Annotated in this window: 22 protein-coding genes, 1 tRNA gene and 1 pseudogene; 16 read left to right on the top strand and 8 right to left on the bottom strand. The window is 64.4% G+C overall.

Annotated features, from left to right (window positions below; translation table 11 throughout):
• Nucleotides 1-155 precede the first annotated feature (155 nt).
• The 6 genes and pseudogenes from PMI42_RS36905 (at nucleotide 156) to PMI42_RS36880 (ending at nucleotide 8,683) form a co-directional block, all read left to right on the top strand.
• Nucleotides 156-1,034 carry an SDR family oxidoreductase gene (locus PMI42_RS36905; protein ID WP_008145045.1) on the top strand — a complete coding sequence of 293 codons (879 nt, stop codon included), beginning with the start codon at nucleotides 156-158 and terminating at the stop codon, nucleotides 1,032-1,034.
• Nucleotides 1,035-1,160: 126 nt separating this feature from the next.
• Nucleotides 1,161-2,114 carry a dihydrodipicolinate synthase family protein gene (locus PMI42_RS36900; protein ID WP_008145043.1) on the top strand — a complete coding sequence of 318 codons (954 nt, stop codon included), beginning with the start codon at nucleotides 1,161-1,163 and terminating at the stop codon, nucleotides 2,112-2,114.
• Between the two features lie 4 nt (nucleotides 2,115-2,118).
• Nucleotides 2,119-2,913 carry an NUDIX hydrolase gene (locus PMI42_RS36895; RefSeq protein WP_008145040.1) on the top strand — a complete coding sequence of 265 codons (795 nt, stop codon included), beginning with the start codon at nucleotides 2,119-2,121 and terminating at the stop codon, nucleotides 2,911-2,913.
• A 115-nt stretch (nucleotides 2,914-3,028) separates the two neighbouring features.
• Nucleotides 3,029-4,855 carry a hypothetical protein gene (locus PMI42_RS36890; protein ID WP_157195890.1) on the top strand — a complete coding sequence of 609 codons (1,827 nt, stop codon included), beginning with the start codon at nucleotides 3,029-3,031 and terminating at the stop codon, nucleotides 4,853-4,855.
• A gap of 109 nt (nucleotides 4,856-4,964) precedes the next feature.
• Nucleotides 4,965-5,880, top strand: a pseudogene (locus tag PMI42_RS36885) (DMT family transporter).
• 115 nt (nucleotides 5,881-5,995) lie between these two features.
• Nucleotides 5,996-8,683 carry a PAS domain S-box protein gene (locus tag PMI42_RS36880; protein WP_008145036.1) on the top strand — a complete coding sequence of 896 codons (2,688 nt, stop codon included), beginning with the start codon at nucleotides 5,996-5,998 and terminating at the stop codon, nucleotides 8,681-8,683.
• A gap of 1 nt (nucleotide 8,684) precedes the next feature.
• Here the strand turns inward: PMI42_RS36880 and PMI42_RS36875 are convergent, their stop codons facing one another.
• Nucleotides 8,685-9,038, bottom strand: coding sequence for a GrlR family regulatory protein (locus PMI42_RS36875; RefSeq protein ID WP_008145034.1), 354 nt, complete (start codon nucleotides 9,036-9,038; stop codon nucleotides 8,685-8,687).
• Between the two features lie 259 nt (nucleotides 9,039-9,297).
• On the opposite strand from PMI42_RS36875, the gene PMI42_RS36870 reads away from it, so the two are divergent.
• Nucleotides 9,298-9,795: a hypothetical protein gene (locus PMI42_RS36870; protein WP_008145033.1), complete on the top strand. Its 498-nt coding sequence runs from the start codon at nucleotides 9,298-9,300 to the stop codon at nucleotides 9,793-9,795.
• A 58-nt stretch (nucleotides 9,796-9,853) separates the two neighbouring features.
• Here PMI42_RS36870 and PMI42_RS36865 read toward each other — a convergent pair whose 3' ends face one another.
• Nucleotides 9,854-10,240 carry a VOC family protein gene (locus PMI42_RS36865; RefSeq protein WP_008145031.1) on the bottom strand — a complete coding sequence of 129 codons (387 nt, stop codon included), beginning with the start codon at nucleotides 10,238-10,240 and terminating at the stop codon, nucleotides 9,854-9,856.
• A 129-nt stretch (nucleotides 10,241-10,369) separates the two neighbouring features.
• Here PMI42_RS36865 and PMI42_RS36860 point away from each other — a divergent pair, with 129 nt between their 5' ends.
• From PMI42_RS36860 to PMI42_RS36850, 3 genes are all read left to right on the top strand, one after another.
• Complete coding sequence (locus PMI42_RS36860) at nucleotides 10,370-10,987, top strand: hypothetical protein (protein ID WP_008145028.1); 618 nt, start codon at nucleotides 10,370-10,372, stop codon at nucleotides 10,985-10,987.
• A 160-nt stretch (nucleotides 10,988-11,147) separates the two neighbouring features.
• Nucleotides 11,148-11,678, top strand: a complete 531-nt coding sequence (locus tag PMI42_RS36855; RefSeq protein WP_008145026.1) for a hypothetical protein — start codon at nucleotides 11,148-11,150, stop codon at nucleotides 11,676-11,678.
• 152 nt (nucleotides 11,679-11,830) lie between these two features.
• Nucleotides 11,831-11,907: transfer RNA gene (locus tag PMI42_RS36850), tRNA-Arg, on the top strand.
• A gap of 52 nt (nucleotides 11,908-11,959) precedes the next feature.
• Here the strand turns inward: PMI42_RS36850 and PMI42_RS40250 are convergent.
• The 3 genes from PMI42_RS40250 to PMI42_RS36840 form a co-directional block, all read right to left on the bottom strand.
• Complete coding sequence (locus PMI42_RS40250) at nucleotides 11,960-12,112, bottom strand: hypothetical protein (protein WP_008145024.1); 153 nt, start codon at nucleotides 12,110-12,112, stop codon at nucleotides 11,960-11,962.
• 174 nt (nucleotides 12,113-12,286) lie between these two features.
• A complete protein-coding gene (locus PMI42_RS36845; protein WP_008145022.1) occupies nucleotides 12,287-13,252 on the bottom strand; it encodes an AraC family transcriptional regulator in 966 nt (321 codons plus the stop codon).
• Nucleotides 13,253-13,709: 457 nt separating this feature from the next.
• Nucleotides 13,710-13,988 carry a hypothetical protein gene (locus PMI42_RS36840; protein WP_008145020.1) on the bottom strand — a complete coding sequence of 93 codons (279 nt, stop codon included), beginning with the start codon at nucleotides 13,986-13,988 and terminating at the stop codon, nucleotides 13,710-13,712.
• Here PMI42_RS36840 and PMI42_RS39575 point away from each other — a divergent pair.
• Together PMI42_RS39575 and PMI42_RS36835 are read left to right on the top strand one after the other, a co-directional pair.
• Entirely contained in the window at nucleotides 13,978-14,196 is a 219-nt protein-coding gene (locus PMI42_RS39575) for a hypothetical protein (RefSeq protein ID WP_157195889.1), read from the top strand. The genes PMI42_RS36840 and PMI42_RS39575 overlap by 11 nt on opposite strands.
• A 129-nt stretch (nucleotides 14,197-14,325) precedes the next feature.
• The gene (locus PMI42_RS36835) at nucleotides 14,326-14,787 is read left to right on the top strand and encodes a host attachment protein (RefSeq protein WP_008145017.1); all 462 of its coding nucleotides are present in this window, start codon (nucleotides 14,326-14,328) and stop codon (nucleotides 14,785-14,787) included.
• A gap of 28 nt (nucleotides 14,788-14,815) precedes the next feature.
• Here the strand turns inward: PMI42_RS36835 and PMI42_RS36830 are convergent, their stop codons facing one another.
• Complete coding sequence (locus PMI42_RS36830; protein WP_008145016.1) at nucleotides 14,816-15,076, bottom strand: hypothetical protein; 261 nt, start codon at nucleotides 15,074-15,076, stop codon at nucleotides 14,816-14,818.
• A 289-nt stretch (nucleotides 15,077-15,365) separates the two neighbouring features.
• Here PMI42_RS36830 and PMI42_RS36825 point away from each other — a divergent pair, with 289 nt between their 5' ends.
• The 3 genes from PMI42_RS36825 to PMI42_RS36815 all read left to right on the top strand — a co-directional run bounded on the left by PMI42_RS36825 (nucleotide 15,366) and on the right by PMI42_RS36815 (nucleotide 17,621).
• On the top strand, nucleotides 15,366-15,812 hold the full coding sequence (locus PMI42_RS36825) for a hypothetical protein (RefSeq protein WP_008145014.1): 447 nt from the start codon (nucleotides 15,366-15,368) through the stop codon (nucleotides 15,810-15,812).
• Between the two features lie 95 nt (nucleotides 15,813-15,907).
• On the top strand, nucleotides 15,908-16,780 hold the full coding sequence (locus PMI42_RS36820) for a DMT family transporter (RefSeq protein WP_008145011.1): 873 nt from the start codon (nucleotides 15,908-15,910) through the stop codon (nucleotides 16,778-16,780).
• A 97-nt stretch (nucleotides 16,781-16,877) separates the two neighbouring features.
• Nucleotides 16,878-17,621, top strand: a complete 744-nt coding sequence (locus PMI42_RS36815; RefSeq protein ID WP_008145010.1) for a hypothetical protein — start codon at nucleotides 16,878-16,880, stop codon at nucleotides 17,619-17,621.
• Between the two features lie 55 nt (nucleotides 17,622-17,676).
• Here PMI42_RS36815 and PMI42_RS36810 read toward each other — a convergent pair whose 3' ends face one another.
• Nucleotides 17,677-17,964, bottom strand: coding sequence for a hypothetical protein (locus tag PMI42_RS36810; RefSeq protein ID WP_008145009.1), 288 nt, complete (start codon nucleotides 17,962-17,964; stop codon nucleotides 17,677-17,679).
• 66 nt (nucleotides 17,965-18,030) lie between these two features.
• Nucleotides 18,031-19,476, bottom strand: coding sequence for a cryptochrome/photolyase family protein (locus PMI42_RS36805; protein WP_035968078.1), 1,446 nt, complete (start codon nucleotides 19,474-19,476; stop codon nucleotides 18,031-18,033).
• Nucleotides 19,477-19,590: 114 nt separating this feature from the next.
• Here PMI42_RS36805 and PMI42_RS36800 point away from each other — a divergent pair.
• A partial coding sequence (locus tag PMI42_RS36800) for a Cache 3/Cache 2 fusion domain-containing protein (protein WP_008145005.1) occupies nucleotides 19,591-20,465 on the top strand: 875 nt, incomplete at its 3' end.

Here is a 20,465-nt window from a genome sequence, read left to right as displayed (position 1 = left end):
GGGGGGGGGGGGGGGGGGGAGTCTCCGCAGGGACGGTGACAGTCGAGTTCGCGGAGGCTCCCCCTCACCCTGAAATCAAGCTGCGCTTGATTTCAGGCCTCTCCCCGCACGCGGGGAGAGGCGAAGCAAGAAAACAAAAACAGGGAGAAGCCACCATGGGACTACTCGATGGCAAGGTCGCGCTGATCACCGGCGCGGGCGGCGGGCTCGGTGAGGCCTACGCAAAGCTGTTCGCGCGGGAAGGGGCCTCGGTCGTGGTCAACGATCTCGGCGGGCCCCGCGACGGCTCCGGCGCCGACAAGTCGATGGCGCAGTTGGTGGTGGATGCGATCAAGGCCGAGGGCGGCAAGGCGGTCGCCAACGGCGCCGACATCTCCACCATGGAGGGCGGTCAGTCGGTGTTCGACGACGCCATCAAGCATTACGGCCGTGCCGACATCCTGGTGAACAACGCGGGCATCCTGCGCGATCAGACCTTCGCAAAAGCCTCGGAGTCCGACTGGGACAAGGTCATCAAGGTCCATCTGAAGGGTACCTTTTGTTGCACCATGCCGGTGTTTCGCTGGATGCGGGAAAATGGCGGCGGCGTCATCGTCAACACCTCCTCGACATCAGGGCTGATCGGCAATTTCGGCCAGACCAATTACGGCGCGGCCAAGGGCGGCATCTGGGGCCTGTCCAACGTGCTGGCGATCGAGGGCCGGAAATACAACATCCGGATCTGGACGCTGGCCCCGGGCGCCCTGACCCGCATGACCGCAGACCTGCCCCGCTATAAGGAGAACCCGGGGGCGGCGCTGGGGCCGGACGGCATCGCGCCGGCCGTGCTATACATGGTCAGCGACTTGTCGGGCGACCAGACCGGCAAGGTGCTGGGCGTGTCCGGGCCCCGCGGAGTGCGCGAAATGCGGATGATGGAAATGGACGGCTGGAAACCGCCGCACGCGGGCTGGAAGGCCCAGGACATCGCCGATCACGCCAAGGAGATCTTCTTCTCCGAGGAGCAGATCAAGATGGGCGCGCGGAGGTTTTAGGAGGCCGTCATCCCGGGGCACGCGAAGCGTGAGCCCGGGATCCATACTCCGGATCGTGGTTATGGATTCCGGGCTCGCGACTGCGTCGCGCCCCGGAATGACAAATAGAGAGAGACGAGGAACTAAATGAAACTGACCGCCGACGCCAAGGGCACCTTCGCAATCGCGCCGACGCCGTTCCACGATGACGGCCGGATCGACGAGCGCTCGATCGACCGCCTGACCGACTTCTACGAGGAGGTCGGCTGCGACGGCGTCACGGTGCTGGGCATCCTCGGCGAAGCGCCCAAGCTCGACGCCGCCGAGGCCGAGCAGGTGGCGGTGCGCTACGTCAAACGTGCCAAGAAGATGCAGGTGATCGTCGGCGTCTCCGCGCCGGGCTTTGCCACCATGCGCGCGCTGGCCAGGGCTTCGATGGACGCGGGCGCCGCCGGCGTCATGATCGCGCCGCCGCCCTCGCTCCGGACCGACGACCAGATCGTCGGCTATTTCAAGCAGGCCGCCGAGGCGATCGGGCCCGACGTGCCCTGGGTGCTCCAGGACTATCCGCTGACGCTCACGGTGGTGTTCACCCCCGCCGTCATCCGCAAGATCGTCATGGACAATCCGAACTGCGTGATGCTCAAGCACGAGGACTGGCCGGGTCTGGAGAAGATTTCGACCTTGCGCGGCTTCCAGAAGGACGGCTCGCTCCGTCCGCTCTCGATCCTCTGCGGCAATGGCGGCACGTTCCTCGATTTCGAGATGGAGCGCGGCGCCGACGGCGCCATGACCGGCTATGCCTTCCCCGAGCTTCTGATCGACGTCGTGAACCTCTCCAAGGCCGGCAAGCGCGACGCCGCGCATGATCTGTTCGACGCGCATCTGCCGCTGATCCGCTACGAGCAGCAACCCGGCGTCGGCCTGACCGTGCGCAAATACGTGCTGCAGAAGCGTGGCATCATCGCCTCCAGCGCGCAGCGCAAGCCGGGCGCGACGATGACGGCGACGGCGAAGGCCGAGGTCGACTACCTCCTGTCGCGCGTCGCCCGTTTCGACAAGCGTGCCAATCTCGGCCCGCAATCCAGCGCCGCAGGTTAACTGAATGCCCGAGACATCACCATCGCGCCCGGCCTCGACCATCCTCCTGCTGCGCGACGGCGCGAAGGAGGTCGAGATCTTCATGATGGTTCGCCATCATCAGATCGAGTTCAACTCGGGTGCGCTGGTGTTTCCCGGCGGCAGCGTCGATGCCGGCGACAAGGAGATTGTCGCGCGGTCCGACCTCTATTCGGGCGGCGAAGCCTTGAGTGAATCGGATCGCGGTTTTCGTATCGCCGCGATCCGCGAGACTTTTGAAGAGAGCGGAATCCTGCTGGCGCGCGTGAAGGACTCGAACACGCCTGTTGATGCCAAGCGTGCCGGCGAGATCGCGGATGCGCATCGCGTCGCGCTCAACGAGCACAAGATCAGCTTCCTCAGCATCCTCGACGACAACGGCCTCCAGCTTGCGCTCGACACGCTGGTGCCCTACGCGCACTGGATCACGCCCGAGGGTATGCCGAAGCGGTTCGACACATGGTTCTTCCTGGCTGCAGCACCGCCCGACCAGCTCGGGGGACATGACGGCCGCGAGTCCACCGACTCCATCTGGTTGTCGGCGCGCGAAGCGGTGGAGGGCGGTGAGAGCGGCCGCTTCAAGCTGCCGTTCCCGACCACGCGCAATCTGATCCGGCTGGCGAAGCAGCCGAGCGTGGGGGCAGCGCTCGCGCACGCCAAGGGCCTGTCGATCGTCACGGTGATGCCGGTCATGACCAAGACCGAAACCGGCCGCCAGCTCCGCATTCCGCGTGAGGCCGGTTATGACGGCGAGGTGTTCGAGGTCGGCGCGGTCGGGTAGGAGATGCCGCATCGAAGGCGGTCTCCCGAGGGGTAGGCAGACACCCCCAGCAAGCGATTGAGCGCTATTTGGGCGCTACCAAGCGGCCGCAGGGCTGTTGTGGGACAGGCTCGGCTTGGAATTTTCGACCACACCAACTAAACTAGAGGTTGCGTCGTGCTGCATATTTCAATTCATATTTGTTGGGGCCATTGGAAAGATGTCATCTTCTGGCTGGGACAGCCGATCTGAACTGATTCATCCCAATCCGATCCTGCCGCTTGCCAACGCTTGCGCCGGCACCATCATCGTCATCCTCGTCATGGCCTCGAGCCTCATGGCTTTGTCGGTCTTGCCGATCTTCGCGCAAATCGCGCTGGCGATGCGATCCGATGGCGGAGTTGCATATGCGTTCTTTGCCATTGCCCAGCTATTCGGTGTGAAGAAGGGAGCCAGCGCGTTCGATCTGTTTCGGCTGTCGTCGTTGCTAGTCTCGATCCCGATTTTTGTCGTCTTCTATGTTCCGTTTGCGGTTCGCGCTTTCTGGCTGGGCTTTTCGCGGATCGGTATCGCTCTCCTGCAGTTTCGCAACTCGGGCGTACCCTCCGGCATTCCCGAGAATCTGTCCGATCAGATGGGGGTGCTGCGAAAGATGGTCCAGCGCGAGAAGTATACGAATGGATGGAAGACCGGTTCGATCACCGCGCTGTTTGGACTCAACGTTCAATTTCTGTCTCCGCTCGCCACTGACATGTCCAAGGCGATTGCGGAGCGAGTCTCTCGATGGTTTGGGAAATTGTTCCGCGCCATTTTCGCTTCGGTTGCGGTGGGGGCGCTGATCTTCTGGACTTTTGGGCTCCCGGCGAACTATTCGGACTTGCTGGGACTGTTGGCTGCGACCCTGCAAGCTTCGGGGCTCTGGCCTAGCCTGATCATGGGCTTGACGCCGCTTGTTTTGCTGACCGTGCTCACCGCTCTGACGACGGTGCTCGATTATTCGTTCGTAGCCATGCTCGTTCCAAAGCGCGCGTGGCCCACCGAGTGTCTGACGCGGGGTGATCGGGTTGTCGCGTCGACATCGCCGAACCTGATCTCGCTGGAGCTGCCGCTGAGGCTGGAAAATTATCGCTCGGCCAACGAGTCCAACAGGGTTTACAGGCTGACCAACGAAACGGCGGCGACCAGCGTGTCCGAAACCGGCAATTTCATTTTTCTCGGGCTCATCGAGCAACAGCCGCAGAACATAGGCAACCCCAATCATCGGGCGGCCCGGCTCTGGCTGATCGGCGGTTGGATCATCGCCGTCCTCGGAGTGGTCGTGCAGCTCTTTTTCCTGATCCCGCCGGCGTTGAATGAAGCGATTACGGCGCACCGGTTGCCGAGCGCCGTCTACACTCTGACGCCGATGACGCAACTTCTCTATGTTGCGCTCGGCGTCAGCGCATTTTCGCTTGGCCGCAGGATGGTCGCTGAGGCGGAGCGGTTATATGCGTCGTACTGGTTCGCTTCGTCGACGCTTGGCTATCAGATTCGCGGCATGACCTCCCGGTCTGAGGTCAATATCGGGCGTGGCCAAACCGATTCGGTGCAGACGAGCTCGACCGTCTATCGCTCCGAATTTCTGCATGACCTGACCACCACGACGATCCTTTCGGAAGCGATTACGCTGGACGGTCAACGTGCTGCAATCGGGATGCAGAATTCCGAGGAGAGCCAGGCTTTTCTCGATGCCGGTTTGCATGAACTGACGCGGATTGTGGAGACGCGGGCAGCGCCGATCAGCGTAGATCTCGGGCATCAGGGGCTGCAGGATCAGATTCGTGCCAATACGATGATCGAGGCAATGAGGATCGAGCAGACCGAGGCTATGCGGCTAAGAGTCCAGCGCGATGATGCGAATCGTGGCGTTGCTGGCCACGGAACGGCTCCGCAATTGCCGGATGATCCCAGGCGCCGGGAGTGATCACTTTCGCCGGGAGTCGGTTAACGGACATGGTTCGACCTGCGGCGAACTATTTCCTGTGATGGTGCGCTAGAATTCGGACCGGAAATGCCGGGAATGCAGCTGCGCGATGGACAAATCACATGAACGCACGATCAGCCTGGAGCTGGCGCTGCTGCTGCTGCTCGCAACGCTGTGGGGCGGCTCCTATACCTTCATCAAGCTCGGCGTCGCCACGATCCCGCCGATCACGCTGATCGCGGCCCGCACCGCGATTGCGGGCCTCCTGCTGCTCGCCGTCATGTGGGCGCGCGGCATCAGGATGCCGACCGACGCTGCGACCTGGCGGCGCTTCGCGTTCCAGGCCGTGCTCAACAGCGTCATCCCCTGGACGCTGATCGCCTGGGGCGAGCGCCATGTCGATGCTGCGCTCGCCACCCATCCTCAACTCGGCGGGCCCCATCTTCACCTTCCTGCTCACGGCGGTGGTCACCCGCCACGAGGCGACGAGCCCGCGAAAGCTGTTCGGCGTGGTCGCCGGCATGGCCGGGATCCTGCTGATCGTCGGCGTCGATTCCGTCCATGACATCGGCGGCGGGCTGGTCGCCGAGGCCGCCATCGTGGCCGCCACGATCTGCTACGCCTGCGCCGCGATCTTCGGCCGGAGCTTCAAGGGCCTCGACCCGATGGCGCCGGCCGCCGGCTCCCTGCTGGCCGGCGCGGCCGCGCTGATCCCGGCTTCACTCTTAGTCGAGCAGCCCTGGACGCTATCGCCCTCGCTGAGTTCCGCGCTGGCGCTGCTCGCGCTCGCGGTGTTCTCGACCGCGGCTGCGTTTGCGATCTATTTCCGCCTGATCCAGACCCTGGGCTCGGTCGGCACCACCGCGCAGGCCTATCTGCGCGTGCCCATCGGGGTCGCGATCAGCGTCGCTTTCCTCGGCGAAACCCTGAGCCGGACCGCCTGGATCGGCCTTGCCTGCGTCGTCCTCGGCGTTGCCGCCATGACGATCCCGGCCCGGCGGCGGGCAGGCGTCAAAACGTCATAATCGGGACGGGCGGGGCCCCCATATTAAGGATGTTCGGCGGCCCGAGGCATGTTCCCCCGGGGCCGTGTTACGTCGTATATTGAGCCTCCACTAGCCCGGTCCTTCAAACGCCCCCATGTCCGCCGAATCGACGCCGACCCCTGAGAAAAAGCGAACATTCTCGCTCTCCATCGGCCAGCTCACCTTCGGCAGCTTCCTCCTGGTGCTGGCGGTGATCATCGTCACCTCGACTGCGAGCGTGATTGCGATCCGGCACATCGATACGACCTTTGCCGAGTTGCAGCGGCTCCAGAGCGTCGGCGATCTCGCCGAGGACATCGACCGCCGCATGAACGAGCTGCGGCTCGCCGCCCGCGACTTCGTCACCGACCCCGGCGCCGGCACCCAGTTCAAGCAGGTGGGTGAGGCGGCCTCGACCCTCAGCGACATCCTGAAGAAGACCCGCATCGAGCTTGCACCCGAACAGCAGGACATGATCGATGGGGTCACCGAGCGTCTTGCGACCTATCGCAGCGGGCTGGAGCGGATCTCGACCCTGATCGACCGCCGCGCCCAGCTGCTTGCCGGCCTGCCGCCGTTGCGCGACCGGTTCGACGCGGCCGTCGCCGGAACGGCGGACCGCGAGCTCGCCGCCCGCCTGTCCGAAGCGCAGAGCCGGATCGCGCTTGGACTGCTCGCCCGCAACCCGTCCGCGGCCGAGCAGGCCGCACAGAACATGCGGACGACGGACGTCGCCGATGCCGGGTTGAGGGCCGCCGTGAACGACTACGCCGAGGCCATCATGGCCGTCGCCGTCCGGGAACGGCAGATCGCCGACATCGACCGTGAGGTGCTCGGCACCGAGGGCCGGCTGATCGGCCGCGTCACCGAATTGCTGCGCGAGGTCAGTGCAAGGCGCGGCCACGTGCTGTCGCGCGATTTTGCCCGTACGCTGACCGAGGCGCGGTGGCAGAGCATCGTGCTCGGCTCCATCGGCGTGCTGATCGGCATCGGCGCGGCATTGTTCGTGGTGCGCAGGACGGTGCGGCCGCTGGCGAAGATCGCAAGGTCGATCCGCGCGCTGGCCGCGGGCCAGAAAGACACCTCGATCCCGTCCGCCGACCTCGACAATGAGATCGGCGACATCGCACGGGCCGCCGAAGTGTTCCGCCGCGCGCTGGAGGAGGCTGACACCGCGCGCGAGGCGGCGGTACGCGCGCTCACCGAGCAGCGCCTTGCCGAAGAGAGCTACCGAAAGCTGTTCGAGGGCTCGATCGACGGCATCTACGTGACGACGCCGGCCGGCGACCTCCTCAACGCAAATCCGGCGCTGGCGCGGATGATGGGCTATGACAGCCCGCAGCAGCTGATCGACAGCATCAACGACATCGCCCACACCATCTACGTCCATCCCGAGGCGCGCGTGGAGTATCAGCGGCTGATGCACCGCGACGGCATGGTGCGCGAGTTCGAGTACCAGGTGCGCCAGCGCAGCGGCAACATCTTGTGGCTCTCCGACAGCGCGACGGGGGTGCGGGACGAGCAGGGCAAGATCGTCCGCTACGAGGGCACGCTGCGCGACATCACCGACCAGAAGCGGGCGGAAGACGCCATCGCCGAAGGAAGGCGCCTGCTCCAGCAGGTCATCGACACGGTGCCTGCGGTCATCAACGTGAAAGACCGCGACCTGCGCTACGTGCTGATGAACCGCTACATGGCCGGCATCTTCGGCATCGAGCCCGGCGATGCGCTCGGCCGCACCACGGCGGACCTGATGTCGCGTTACGGCGCGGCCAAGACCGACGAGAACGACAAGCGCGTGCTCAAGCTCCGCAAGGGGCTGGGCTTCTACGAGGAGGAGTACAAGGATTCCTCCGGCAACATGCGGCAATGGCTGGTCAACAAGCTGCCGCTGCTCGATGCCGAGGGCGAGATCGAGCGGATCGTCACCGTGGCGCTCGACATCGGCGAGCGCAAGCGCGGCGAGCAGGAGATGCGGAAAGCCAAGGAATCCGCGGAGACCGCGCTGCGCAATCTGCGCGAGACCCAGGCCTCGCTGATCGAGGCGGAAAAGCTTGCGGCGCTCGGACGGCTCGTCGCAGGCGTCGCGCACGAGGTCAACAACCCCGTCGGCATCAGCCTCACCGTCGCCTCCGCGCTCGAGCGCAAGACGGCGATGTTCACCTCCGAGGTCGAGCGCGGCGAGCTCCGCCGGTCCACGCTCAACGAGTTCCTCAACACCAGCCGCGATGCGTCCTCGCAGCTCGTCTCCAATCTCAACCGCGCCGCCGAGTTGATCCAGTCGTTCAAGCAGGTCGCGGCCGATCGCAACTATTCGGACCAGCGCAGCTTCGATCTCGGCGACCTCACCGAGCAGGTGGTGATGAGTCTGCGGCCGGGCCTGCGCAAGCACAATCTGACGCTCAACGTCGAGTGCCAGCCGGACCTGACCATGAACAGCTATCCCGGCCCCTACGGCCAGGTGCTGACCAATCTGTTTCTCAATTCGGTGGCGCACGCCTTCCCGGACGGCCGTCCCGGGACCATCGACATCCAGGTGCGCGAATCCGGCAAGGACAATGTCGAGATCCTCTTCTCCGACAATGGCTGCGGCATGTCGCTCGACGTCCGCCGCCGCGCCTTCGATCCGTTCTTCACGACACGGCGCGACCAGGGCGGCACCGGTCTTGGGCTGCACATCGTCTACAGCATCGTGACGAACCGGCTCGGCGGGCGGCTCGATCTCGATTCCGAGCCGGGCGAGGGAACGCGCATCCAGATCATCCTGCCGCGCACGGCGCCGCTGGAGCAGGCTGCGGAATGATCTAGTCCGCTTCCGCGAGCTTGTGCAGCGTGGCGCCGAAAATCAGGCTGGCCTTGCCAACGAGCGCCGTTCCCGTCATCTCCGCGCGGTCGTCCGTGTAGGTCCCGCTGACGCCGATGCCGACCGGGGCCGGGCCACCGAACAGCGGATTGTCATCGCCCCGCGGCGAGGTATGGCGCTGCACCAGCACCTCGCCTTTGAAGGTGTGGTCGTCCTTCACCACGTAGCTGCCGGTGTAATAGAGGTAGGCATCGCCGCCAAGAATCTTGCCGTCGCGGAAAAGAATCACGCCGCTGCCCTTGCCGACTCGACCATCGAGCAGGTTCACGTGGATCGAATAGAGGCCGTTCTTCATAACGTCCCGTGGCCGGCCGCCATCGCCCAATGGCGTAACCGGTAGGGCTTTTATGCCAAAGCGCATCCGCTCGCGCAACGCGGCAGTTTGCCGGTCGGACACCAGAGCCGCCCGCCGCGAGCCGTAGTTGTCCCGGCTTGTCCGTGACAGCGCGATGACTGTCTCATAGCGGGGCGAGGCCAACCGGTGCGAATCAAGTTGGCCCGCGAAATGCATAACCTTTGTTGCACTGGCCGCGGGGTGCTGGAGCAAGACAAACGTGACCAACTGGATCGATTCCGGCGGCCATGAGCCGCGTCTGTACAGTGCGCGTTCCACGAATTGCAAAATCGAACGACGGCGGATTGGCGGCGCGACGCGCTGGCGAAGCGTGACGAGCCTGGTTTGCACCACGGCCCTGATCGCGCTCGCAGCTCCCTTCGGGCACGCGCGCGACCGGGGCCAGTTCGTCAACACCAATGCCGATTTGAAGGCGTGGTTTGACGGGCTGCGCAGCGGCAAGGGGCCGTGCTGCTCCGATGCCGACGGCTCGGCGCTTTCGGACACCGATTGGGAGAGCAAGGACGGGCACTATCGTGTTCGCGTCCCGCGTCTTGGCTTCATGCTCGAGGGCCAGCAGCAGGAGCTCGTCTGGGTCGACGTGCCCGAGGAAGCCGTGATCTCGGAGCCGAACCGGGTCGGCCGAACCATGGTGTGGCCGATCTACGGCTATATGGGCGTGACCATCCGCTGCTTTATGCCCGGCAGCATGACATAGGCGCGCCAGGCGGCACGTCGCCTGGCCTCGCTGTTGCCTGATGCGGCTCCGCGCCGCCTCAGGTGTATTTCTTGTCGCGCTCGAGAAGCTCGATGGAGATGCCTTCGGGGCCGCGGATGAAGCAGATGCGGACACCGGGCCGGATCGTCGTCGGCTCGCGCGTGAACGTGACGCCCTTGGCCTTGATCTCGGCGGCGACGGCGTCGATGTCCTTCACCGTGAGGCCGAAATGGTCGAGGCCCTGGTGCGGGTGCAGCGGCGGCGGGTTGACGGCGCTGTCGCCTTCGAGCGGTGCGATGAATATCTTTGCGCCGCCGAGATTAACGTCGATCCGTCCCGGCGCGCGCACGACCTCGCCGCCGAGGATGTCGCGCAGCCAGTTGGCCGTGGCCTCCGGATCGGGGCTGCGCAGATGGACGTGATCCCAGGTAACGGCGACTGGCATTTCATGTTCTCCCAAGGGGCCTTCGATGTTGCGACGCATGTTAGCGGCGCCGGGCGGTGATCGCCACCGTCCTTGCCGACTCGCATGAAGCGCGGGAACCTTAGTTCGCCTGTCGGATTAAGGTAAGCAATGGCCGAGTCCGTCGTCGAACCTGCTTCGGCCACCATCGGTGAGACAGACATGAACGCCAGGCTTGACCGGACAGGGTTGGGACGCTTCGCCGGGATCGGCGAACGCCTGGCGCGGGCCGTGACGGTCGCGAGCGTCTCGTTTGGACGGAGCCTGCTGTGGCTGCTGGCAGCGATCATCGTCGGGGGCAGCGTCTGGATGCTGCTGCCTCTCTCCCGCGGCAACAGCACTGAGCCGGTGAAGCCGGAGCTGGCAACCGCCGAGACGGCGCCTTTGACCGATGCCGCGCCTACGCCGGCTGCCGAAGCCCAGGCGCGCGCAAATGCAGAACTCGACCGTCTCAGGATTTCATCCCAGACCTGGCGCCGTGGCGGCCTTGGCGCGAAGGCGCTGGTGACGCTCACGCTGCGAAACGACAATGACTATGCCGTAAAGGATGTCGAGATCGTTTGCGCATTCGCACGGCGCGATGGCACCCATCTCACCGACCGCAGCCGTGTTCTGGCCGACACGGTCAGCATGAAAAGCCGCAAGACCTTTGCACGTGTCCCCGTGGGCTTCGTCAACGTTAATGCCGATCAGGCGAAATGTTCGTTGGTCGCTGCACGTCGCGCGTAGAGACGACGGGTTCGGGTAGCGGAAAAGTTACCGTCCTTGCCCTCTGGTCAAAATTCTTGGTGCCACCATTTGAACCGAAGGCTGGACGCAGGAACCAATTAGAGTATCGCCTGTTAAGGCGAAGAGCCCACGCGGGGATGCGGGGGGCGGAGCGCGGCCAATGCCCATCTTTCGGTATTTCGTCTTTGTCGGTGGAGCCCTGCTCACACTGCTATTCGCGGTGAACTATGTCGTGCCGGCGTCGCCGGTGGGGCAAGCCGTCGTAACGGCAAGCAACGATCAGCCGTTGATCCGGATCCGGTCCGATCGCCATCTGCCCGAACGGGTCGTGCTCGACACCAGCCAGCCGACGATTGTCCCGCCCGTGGTCAAGACCGCCGCAGTCGTAGCGCCGCAGCCTCCGGTTCACGACGCTGCATCGCCGGCCCTTGCCGAGATGTCGGCGAAGGCGCGGGTGCGCGAGACCTTTGCCCAGTTCACGCCCGCCCCGAAGGGCGATACCGCCGCACTCAGGAAGGCCGAGGCGAAGCCTCAGGCTGAGGTCCAGCAGGCCCAGACCCAGCTTCCCCAAGCTTCCCAGGCGCAGCCCAAGCGCAAGGTCGCGAGAGCCCATCCGGCGCCGCAGCGCGGTCAACCGATGATGCTGGTGGCGCAGCAGCCGCATTTCGGCCTCTTCAACACGACCTGGTGACGGCCGCCAGCGACCCGCCATGATCGAGGCGGGGAGGGCTTTTTATTGGCCGGCCTCTCTGCTAATTCGAACCCATCCGAACGCCGTGCGGTGTGCTGGCTTGCCAGCCGCCGCCCGGCGCTCCTCGGTTGTGGCCCCATCCCCGGGCCAGGGCGCTCGTAGCTCAGCTGGATAGAGCATCGGATTTCGATTCCGAGGGTCGGGAGTTCGAATCTCTCCGAGCGCGCCATTTGTTAAGGCCAGAGTTTTCGAGCCAGGCCGATGCAATCCGCAAAGGCCGCCTATTTGCCCTGGATTTTCAATCCATTGGGGCCGACATTGATCTGCACGCCGTCGGGTTGCTTTTTCGCCTGGTAAAGATTGTAGCCCAGCACGCCTGCCGTGATGATCAGAGCGCCAATAATCAAGAACAATACGTTGCGGCTGATGGACATACTTTTCCCCTGGACCAATCGCTGACGACGAGAAAAACCCCACGCCTTGAATGCGTGGGGTGCCTTGTGCGCCAGCCGGAGCCGGCAACACACTGGCTTGGTAACGCCGTTCGAAAGTGCAGGTTCCAAGGCGGCACAACGTACCAGGCCGGCATTCGGGGCACGGCCTGGATGTCAGCTCGCGGGAAAAACGCTTCGCCGGGCGCGTGCCAGCGTGTCTGAGGGCGCCTCGTGGAAGGTCGCGCGGTAGGCGGCCGCGAACTCGCCGAGATGATGAAATCCCTGGGCGCGCGCGCAGGTGGCGACCGACGTGCCACCGCTCCTGAGCAGTTGCGACCGGGTGGCCCAGAGCCGCTTCAGGCGGATGTATTGATGCAGGCTCATGCCACGTACCTTGGCCACCGCGCCGCTGAGAGTCCGGACGGAAACGCCGAATTCGCTGGCCAGATCGGCCGTGTAGATCGGCGCGGTCGGATAGGCAGCGACGTAATCGTCGATCCGTTGCACGAGCTTGGCGGACCGCGCGCCGGCACTCAGGGCGCAGCGCTCCGACAACGGGTCGATCTGAAACAGGTCATCGAAGGCCAGCAGCAGGCCTTCCTGGAGATGAGCCGCGACCTCTCGCGTTTCAAACATGTGCGGGTTTACGGACGCGGTCCTCAGGATATCGAGCACGAGCTGCCGGGCGTGGAGGTGAGCAGCGGGATCCGCGATGCGAACCCATAGCGCGTCGGCGCGATCGAACCAGCCGCGGTCCCTGAGCGTCGGAGAGAAGATGATCAGCGCATGATGATTGGTCTGATGCTCGACGAAATGGCAATCATGATTGCCGCGCAAGGCCACGTAGAAGCGCGAGTCGAGATCCATCCCGCTCGAGCTGGCCCGCAGATTGTCGGTCATCGGCAGGACCACCATGCCGCCCGGCGCGCGGTAGGCGGTATCGAGGATGCGCGCAAACGACCTTGCCACGATGATCCGGCATGCCGGCAGGTTCACGATCGCGCGTGCCGCGGCGAAATTGGTGACGTCGAGCGGAATGCTTCGCGCGTCTTCCAGCTGTTCGGCCGGCCGAAACGCGTCGACATCGGCAAAGCGGACCAACTGGAGAGCGGAGGAGGGGGCGAGAGCGTCGAAGAACATGCGTCTGGCCGGATGCTGCAATGTGACAATTAAATGAATGTCGGTACATCGCAATCAATGGCGAAACATCGCGCGTCAGTAAACCGGATTCCGGGCCGTAGTATTGCGGACATCATGTCACGAAGTCCGTCAGATCATTGTCACCGTCAACGTTCTCGGCTTATCGGCTGACCGGATGCGAGGTCGATGAAATGGAGGCGCGTGCAGGCGGGACAGGCAAAGGATTCAAAGCTCCGCCCCTCCGGTCTTTGCTGCTTCTCCAAATGCGTCTGCACGTTCATGCCCGTCTGCGGGCATCGAAAAACAATCAAATCGGCCATCGCCGTAGAATGACGGTGTGGCGAACTTCTTCTTTGATCTAGATCAGTTTTGGAATCGCTCCAGGCCGATCGCATCGGCGGCATGGGCAATCCGGGAACTCACAAAAGCGAGGGGGCCCCGAGGGCCCCCTTCAAAATCACCAGCGGCGATAGCGCGGCCCGTAGTAGCGGGGGCCATAATAGCGCGGCCCATAGCCGTAATATCGGGGCCCGTAATAAGGCCGCGGGCCGTAATAACCATAATAGTTCGGGCGCCAGAAACAGCGTCCCCAGGCGTCGCAGACCATGCGGACCTGCTCGACGTCGGAGACCTGCGGGACGGCAGGTGCAGGCGCGATGGGCATGGCGGACGCCGCCGGCGATGCCATGACGGCACCGAGCAGGGATGCGGCGACGAGGCCAATCTTGAGCTTCATGATGTCTTCCTCCGCTTACGCAATACAGGATATCGAAGTTTGTTCTGATCAAATTGTGGCAGAACCGAAATGTAATGCTGATGAACAAATCTTCAGCCACTCCGCTGCGGGGCTTGATCCAACCCCGGCAGATTACCTCAGCTTCGCGCCTCTGGCCATGCTGCGCTTACTTCGCCTCTGCATCGCAGGAATTCGCCGGCAGGCTTGATCCTGCGCAAGTCGCGCGCCTGGCTTCGTCCCTAATCTTGGTCGCCGTGGGCAGTGTTTCGCGGAATTCGAAGAGCATCCGGCCGGGCGTCCGCATCGGCCGGGTCCACGGGTTGATTGGAGCTGTGCAATGGAAAAGATGAGACTGGACAAGGGTGACTGGCTGGTGGTGTGCGACGGGCGCAAGGCGCTCATTCTGGAAAACCTCGGCGACGAGATGTTTCCGAACCTTCACACCAGGGAGGTCCACGAGCAGCCCAACCCGTCGACCAGCGCGCAAGGAAGCGATGCGCCGGGCCGATTGCATGGCGCGGTCGGCGGTGCGCGCAGCTCGGTCGAGCAGACCGATTGGCACGATGAGGCCGAGCGCGCCTTCCTGCGCAGCCTCGCCGGCCGGCTCGATGCTGCGGTCAGTGCGGGCGAGACCGCGGCCCTGACCATGGTGGCCTCGCCGCGCGCGCTCGGCATGATCCGCGCCGACTATTCAGACGTGCTGCGCAAGGCGCTTCAAGGCGAGGTGAGCAAGGACCTCGTCAAGCTGCCGGTCTACGAGATCGAGAAGCAATTGCTGGCGTCGGGCGCCGCCAAATAGCGGCCCACAGAGGACGCGCCGGGGCCCCTTAGTAGCAGGGGTGCCGGCGGCGGTCCTGGCCGACATAGGCGGCCGCGCTCTGGTAGCAATGGTTGGTCGACGGGCCGTCGTAAAAGGCAAAGGTGCCGGGGGTGAGGCCGGGGCCGTAATTGTGGACGTAGCTGATCGGGTAGGGCAGCGGATTGACGTAGCGGTGGTACCGGTGATGTCCCCGCGCCTCCGCCAGGGTGGGGGCTAGGATTGCGGCCGACAGGGCTGCAACCGCGGCTACAAGCTTCAACTTGCTCATCTGATTCTCCGGAACCCGCGCGAATAAGTCAGCCATCTATAGCCATTTCGGACCTCCGCGGCACCCGTCAGGCGGCCCGAAAACGGGGCCGATCCCGCAGATTCCCGGGTGGGTGTGACAGAATTGCCGGCGGGGGCGTCCAGATCTGCCCATTTTTGGCCTTTTCGGGATGCTTAACGAATTCCCCACACAAGTATGACCAAGAAGAATTCAGTTAGAAATTCCTGCCGGCCGCTTGGGGTGCTTTGAGGCCGGCCCGTTCCTGCAAGGTTTTGACCGTCCCGTTGCCATGCGCATCACGCTTTTGAGCCTGCTGTTGCTCTGCCTCGCCGCCGCCACGCCGGCGCGGGCCGAACTGCGTATCACCCGCGACCACGGCGGTTACGTCGAGGAGTACAAGACCAAGTACAAGCGTATTCGCGAGAAGGGCGAGCGCGTCATCATCGACGGTATCTGCAACTCGGCCTGCACGCTCGTGCTCGGCATCGTGCCGATGAACAAGATCTGCGTGACACCGCGCGCCAGCCTCGGCTTCCACCAGGCCTATTACGACAAGGCCTTCACCTTCGGCATCAAGGTCACCAGTTCGGAAGGGACGTCCGACCTGATGTCCTATTACCCCGACACGGTGAAGGACTGGATCCGCCGCAATGGTGGGCTGACGACCGACATGAAGAAGATCAAGAACGGCGTCGAGCTCTGGAAGATCATCGACCCCTGTCCGGAAGAATGGTGAGCGGCTGAGCCGAGCCGACGTCCGTCGCAGCGCAGCATCGCTCGGGTCCAAATTCGCATTGCCGCAGTGGCCTCCATGGGGCAATGAGGGCGGCAATGAACCATAATCAAGAAGCCCTGGCTGCCCGCGTCGCGCCGATCCTGTTCGTGCTGCTCTGGAGCACCGGATTCATCGGCACCAAATACGTCATCAACAACGCCGATCCCTTGACCTATCTCGCCATCCGCATGGCGATCGTGGTCGGCCTGATGGCGATCATCGCAGGCATCGCCCGGCCAAAATGGCCTGACCGCATCGGTATTGCGCACAGCGCGGTCGCCGGCATCCTCGTCCACGGCTTCTATCTCGGCGGTACCGCGATCGCGATCGCGCATTCGATTCCGGCCGGGCTCTCCGCGCTGATTCCCGGGCTTCAGCCGATCCTGACCTCGACCATCGCCAACCGCTGGCTCGGCGAGAGAGTGACGCCGGTGCAATGGGCGGGGCTCGTGCTCGGCCTCGGCGGCGTGGTGCTGATCCTGCACAACCGTCCGATGACCGGCGAGGCCGGGCTCGGCTGGCTCGCCTCGGTGGTCTCGCTGATCTCCATCACGCTCGGCACGCTCTACCAGCGCCGTTACTGCAACCACATCGACTGGCGCGCCGGCAATCTCGTGCAATACGTCGCCGTCACCATCTTCTTCGCGATCGGGGCCTTCCTGTTCGAGGACCGCGTGGTGCACTGGACGCGGGAATTCGTGCTCGCGCTGGCCTGGCTCGCGGTGGCGCTCTCGATCGGATCGATCGGGTTGCTGTACTGGCTGATCCGCCACGCCGCGGCGACCTCGGTCGCAAGCCTGTTCTACCTGGTGCCAGCAGTCACGTCGCTGATGGCCTATCTGCTGTTCGACGAGATGCTCGATGCACTGGCGATTGCCGGCATGGCGACGTGCGCGGCCGCGGTGTTCGTGGTCAACCGGCGGGTCTAGGCGGACACGGTGGTGCGGCGGAATACATCCCTGACGTGCGCGGGACGGTCGTGTTAGGCTGGGGGTATTTCAGCTTCCCTTTCACACGGTGATTTCCATGAAGAAGGCGCGGCGTGCACTGCTCGGCAGATCCTTGAGGCCGGTCCGGATTGCCTGCATCAACTACGCGCAGGAGACGATCAGCGGCCGCATGATGAGCAGGCTCACCGCAGCGCTCCAGAAATGCTACGACCAGCATTTCCTGCCGGTGTGGGGCTATCCGGTCGACCTCTATGTCACGAAGAAGCCGAAGGCCACCGATTGGCAACTGGTCTATTTCGACGATGTTTTGCACGAGAACATGCTCGGGCGCCACGAACTGACCCATCGCGGTCAGCCGATCTCGAAAATCTTCGTCAAGGCGCTGGGCGATGAGCCCGTCAGCGTCGCGGCCTCGCATGAACTGTTCGAGATGGTGCTCGACCCCATGGCCAATCTGTGGGCCGACAAGAACAGGAACACCCAATACGCCTACGAGGTCTGCGACGCCGTGGAGGAGGATAGCTTCCGCGTCGCCGGCTTCGAGATGTCGAACTTCGTCTACCCGTCCTGGTTCGAGCCGTTCAGGCATCCCCCCGGCACCAAATTCGACCATAAGGGAACTTTGAAGGAGCCGTTCTCGATGACCGAGGGCGGCTACGTCATCAAGAAGGTCAACGGCAGGAGGGTGATCAAGGCGTTCGGCTCGCCTGCGAAGCGGCGGCGCTTCAATGCCGAGGACCGGCGCGGCCATCGCAGCGAATTCCGCGATCCGCAAGGCGAGCATCACCCGGGCCGGCGCGCCGCCACGAAACGAGGGTAGGGAGGAGCCGTCTCCGGGCGCGCTCGCCCCCGGAGACTTGCTTTGAGCGCTGCGCTCAGCGCTTGGACTTCTTGGCCTTCTTTTTCTTCTTGGTGGCCTTCTTCGCGGATTTCTTCACCGCCTTCTTCACGCTCTTCTTGGCCGCCTTCTTCGACGACTTCTTGGCAGCCTTCTTCGAAGACTTCTTGGCTTTCTTGGCCTTCTTCGGCGCTACTTTCTTGGCGACCTTCTTCGCGGCTTTCTTCACCTTCTTGACGGCGGTGACTGCGGCGTCCTTGGTCGCTTCAACGGCGTTGGTCATCGTCTCCATCACCTGCTCGGTGATCGGCTTGTCGTCGTCCATATCGTCCCCCACGGTTTGTATGGAGTGATGACGATAGCGCGTTTCATAATTGTGTCAAAGCAACGCTCAACCTTTGCGGATCTTTGCGTAGGCGGCGAGCGCGCGCTCGCGTCCCTTGGCATGATCGATGATCGGCTGCGGATAGGTCTTGCCGAGCGTGACGCCGGCGCTCGCAAGCTCGATGGGAGTTGCCTGCCAGGGCTGGTGGATCAGCTTGGCCGGCAGGTCTTTCAGCTCCGGCACCCAGCGCCGGACATAGGTTCCATCGGGGTCGAACTTCTCGCCCTGGAGAATCGGATTGAACACCCGGAAATAGGGCGCGGCATCGGCGCCGCAGCCGGCGACCCATTGCCAGTTGGCGGGATTGCTGCCGGCGTCTGCGTCGACCAGCGTGTCCCAGAACCAGGCCTCGCCGTCGCGCCAGTCGATCAGGAGATGCTTGACCAGGAAGGACGCCACCACCATCCGCACCCGGTTGTGCATCACCCCGGTGTGCCAGAGCTCGCGCAGGCCGGCATCGACGATGGGGTAGCCTGTCGCCCCGCGCTGCCAGGCGGTGAGGGCCTTCGTGTCGCCCTTCCAGGGGAAGCCGTCGAAATTGGCCTGCAGGTTTTCGGTGGCAAGGCCCGGGTGATCGTGGAGCAGGTGGCGGCAGAACTCGCGCCAGCCAAGCTCGCTCAGGAATTTTTCGATGCCGGGTCCGAGCGCGGGATTCTCGGCCGCGGCAAAGCGCGCGGCGTGGAAGACCTGGCGCGGGCTGAGCTCGCCGAATCGCAAATGCGGCGAGAGGCGTGAGGTGCCTTCGCGATCCGGACGGTCGCGGTCGCCGACATAGCTGCGTGCGATGGTCTTGAGGAAATCGCGCAGGCGGGCGCGGGCGGAGGCTTCGCCAGGCGTCCAGCTCTCGCGCAGGCCGCCCGCCCAATCAGGCGTGGTCGGCTCGAGCGCCCAGCTCTCCAGCGTGTCGCTCGCGATGTTCGGACCCGCGCGGAGCTGCTTCGGTGCGGGCAGAGGCTTCGGCGGATCGCCGAGCGCCAGCACCCGCCGCCAGAACGGCGTGAACACGCGCAGGCCCCGGCCTTCCTTGTTGCGGATCGCCGACGGCGGGACCAGCAGGTCGCCAAGGAAGCTTTGCGAGTCGACGCCGAGCTTTGCCAGCGCCGCTTCGAGCTGTCTTTCCACGGCCTGATGCGGGGCCTGAGCGATCCCATTCCAGTAGACGGCGCTGGCGCCGCTCTCGCGCACCACCTCGGCGACCACCCTGGCCGCCGGTCCCTTGCGCAGGATCAGCGAGCCGCCGCGCGCGGCGATCTCGGCGCCGAGCGTCCGCAGCGACTGTGCCAGCCACCAGCGCGCAGCGCCGCCGGGCGCTCGCCCGGCCGCGTCGTCGAGCACGTAGAGGCAGACCACGGGCGCGCCGGTTTTGGCGGCGGCGTGGAGGGCGGGATGGTCGGACAGGCGGAGGTCGTCGCGGAACCAGACGATGATGGGCGGCGCGCTTGGCGTGGTCAGGGAGGCCTCGTTTACGATTTGGAAAGCATGCCGGGTTCGGCGGTATGAACGGCCGTTAATGGGGTCGTAAGCGGTATGCACAATTATGCAGGAGTTACGGGGGTAGTTCCATTCATGTCCAATCTATTAACGGCAAAGCTCCTGCCGAAGTTCAAGCTCGGCACCAAAGCCGTCCTCTGCGCCGTGCTGCTGATCGCCGTGAACACGGCGCTGGTGGTGGGCGCCGGCTATTGGTCGCTGACCACCGCCTTCAATGACCGCGCGCTGCGCGACATCGAGGTCAATCTGCGGACCCTGGCGCTGGCCTTTGCCGAGACCGCTCCAGACGCCAAGATCACGATGCGGGACGGCGCGGTGGTGCGCGCCGAGATCCCCAGGATGCCCGAGTTCAGGGATCACGCCATCGTCGATCGCGCGGTGTCCTATGTCGGGGGCAATGCGACCCTGTTCGTGTTCGACGATGCGAGCGGGCAGTTCGTGCGCCGCTCGACCAACGTGAAAAAGGAGGACGGCAACCGCGCCGTCGGCACCCAGCTCGCCGCCGACCATCCGGCGCAGGCGCTGCTGCGCCGTGGCGAGGCCTATAAGGGACCGGCCGTCCTGTTCGGCAAATCCTTCATGACCGCCTATTTCCCGGTCGTGGACGCCGCCGGCAAGGTCGCCGGCATTCTCTACGTCGGCATCCCCATGGCCCAGTTCGAGAGCATGCTGACCCAGGCGATCGAGAGCATGGCGATCGCGGCCGGCATCGCCGCGCTGCTGGTCCTGGTCCTCACCTTGCTGATCGTCCGCCGCGTCACCCGTCCGCTCAGCTCGGTCACGCACTCGCTGACGGCGCTGGCCAACGGCAAGAGCGACGTCGCGATCGATTGCGAAGATCGCGCCGACGAGATCGGCGAGATCGCCCGCACCGTCGCGGTGTTCAGGAGCAATTCGCTGGAGCGGGCGCGTATGCGCAGCGAGCAGACGGCGGCGACGGCTGCCGCGGC

The sequence above is a fragment of the Bradyrhizobium sp. YR681 genome (genome assembly GCF_000282615.1).
Taxonomy (GTDB): domain Bacteria; phylum Pseudomonadota; class Alphaproteobacteria; order Rhizobiales; family Xanthobacteraceae; genus Bradyrhizobium.
This window is presented reverse-complemented; position numbering and strand designations above follow the sequence as displayed.

What these genes read in the sequence shown, in the direction of transcription:
- PMI42_RS36905 (WP_008145045.1), top strand. Translation starts at nt 156, where the DNA reads ATGGGACTACTCGATGGCAAGGTCGCGCTGATCACCGGCGCGGGCGGC.
- PMI42_RS36900 (WP_008145043.1), top strand. Translation starts at nt 1,161, where the DNA reads ATGAAACTGACCGCCGACGCCAAGGGCACCTTCGCAATCGCGCCGACG.
- PMI42_RS36895 (WP_008145040.1), top strand. Translation starts at nt 2,119, where the DNA reads ATGCCCGAGACATCACCATCGCGCCCGGCCTCGACCATCCTCCTGCTG.
- PMI42_RS36880 (WP_008145036.1), top strand. Translation starts at nt 5,996, where the DNA reads ATGTCCGCCGAATCGACGCCGACCCCTGAGAAAAAGCGAACATTCTCG.
- PMI42_RS36875 (WP_008145034.1), bottom strand. Translation starts at nt 9,038, where the DNA reads ATGAAGAACGGCCTCTATTCGATCCACGTGAACCTGCTCGATGGTCGA.
- PMI42_RS36865 (WP_008145031.1), bottom strand. Translation starts at nt 10,240, where the DNA reads ATGCCAGTCGCCGTTACCTGGGATCACGTCCATCTGCGCAGCCCCGAT.
- PMI42_RS36860 (WP_008145028.1), top strand. Translation starts at nt 10,370, where the DNA reads ATGGCCGAGTCCGTCGTCGAACCTGCTTCGGCCACCATCGGTGAGACA.
- PMI42_RS36855 (WP_008145026.1), top strand. Translation starts at nt 11,148, where the DNA reads ATGCCCATCTTTCGGTATTTCGTCTTTGTCGGTGGAGCCCTGCTCACA.
- PMI42_RS40250 (WP_008145024.1), bottom strand. Translation starts at nt 12,112, where the DNA reads ATGTCCATCAGCCGCAACGTATTGTTCTTGATTATTGGCGCTCTGATC.
- PMI42_RS36845 (WP_008145022.1), bottom strand. Translation starts at nt 13,252, where the DNA reads ATGTTCTTCGACGCTCTCGCCCCCTCCTCCGCTCTCCAGTTGGTCCGC.
- PMI42_RS36840 (WP_008145020.1), bottom strand. Translation starts at nt 13,988, where the DNA reads ATGAAGCTCAAGATTGGCCTCGTCGCCGCATCCCTGCTCGGTGCCGTC.
- PMI42_RS36835 (WP_008145017.1), top strand. Translation starts at nt 14,326, where the DNA reads ATGGAAAAGATGAGACTGGACAAGGGTGACTGGCTGGTGGTGTGCGAC.
- PMI42_RS36830 (WP_008145016.1), bottom strand. Translation starts at nt 15,076, where the DNA reads ATGAGCAAGTTGAAGCTTGTAGCCGCGGTTGCAGCCCTGTCGGCCGCA.
- PMI42_RS36825 (WP_008145014.1), top strand. Translation starts at nt 15,366, where the DNA reads ATGCGCATCACGCTTTTGAGCCTGCTGTTGCTCTGCCTCGCCGCCGCC.
- PMI42_RS36820 (WP_008145011.1), top strand. Translation starts at nt 15,908, where the DNA reads ATGAACCATAATCAAGAAGCCCTGGCTGCCCGCGTCGCGCCGATCCTG.
- PMI42_RS36815 (WP_008145010.1), top strand. Translation starts at nt 16,878, where the DNA reads ATGAAGAAGGCGCGGCGTGCACTGCTCGGCAGATCCTTGAGGCCGGTC.
- PMI42_RS36810 (WP_008145009.1), bottom strand. Translation starts at nt 17,964, where the DNA reads ATGGACGACGACAAGCCGATCACCGAGCAGGTGATGGAGACGATGACC.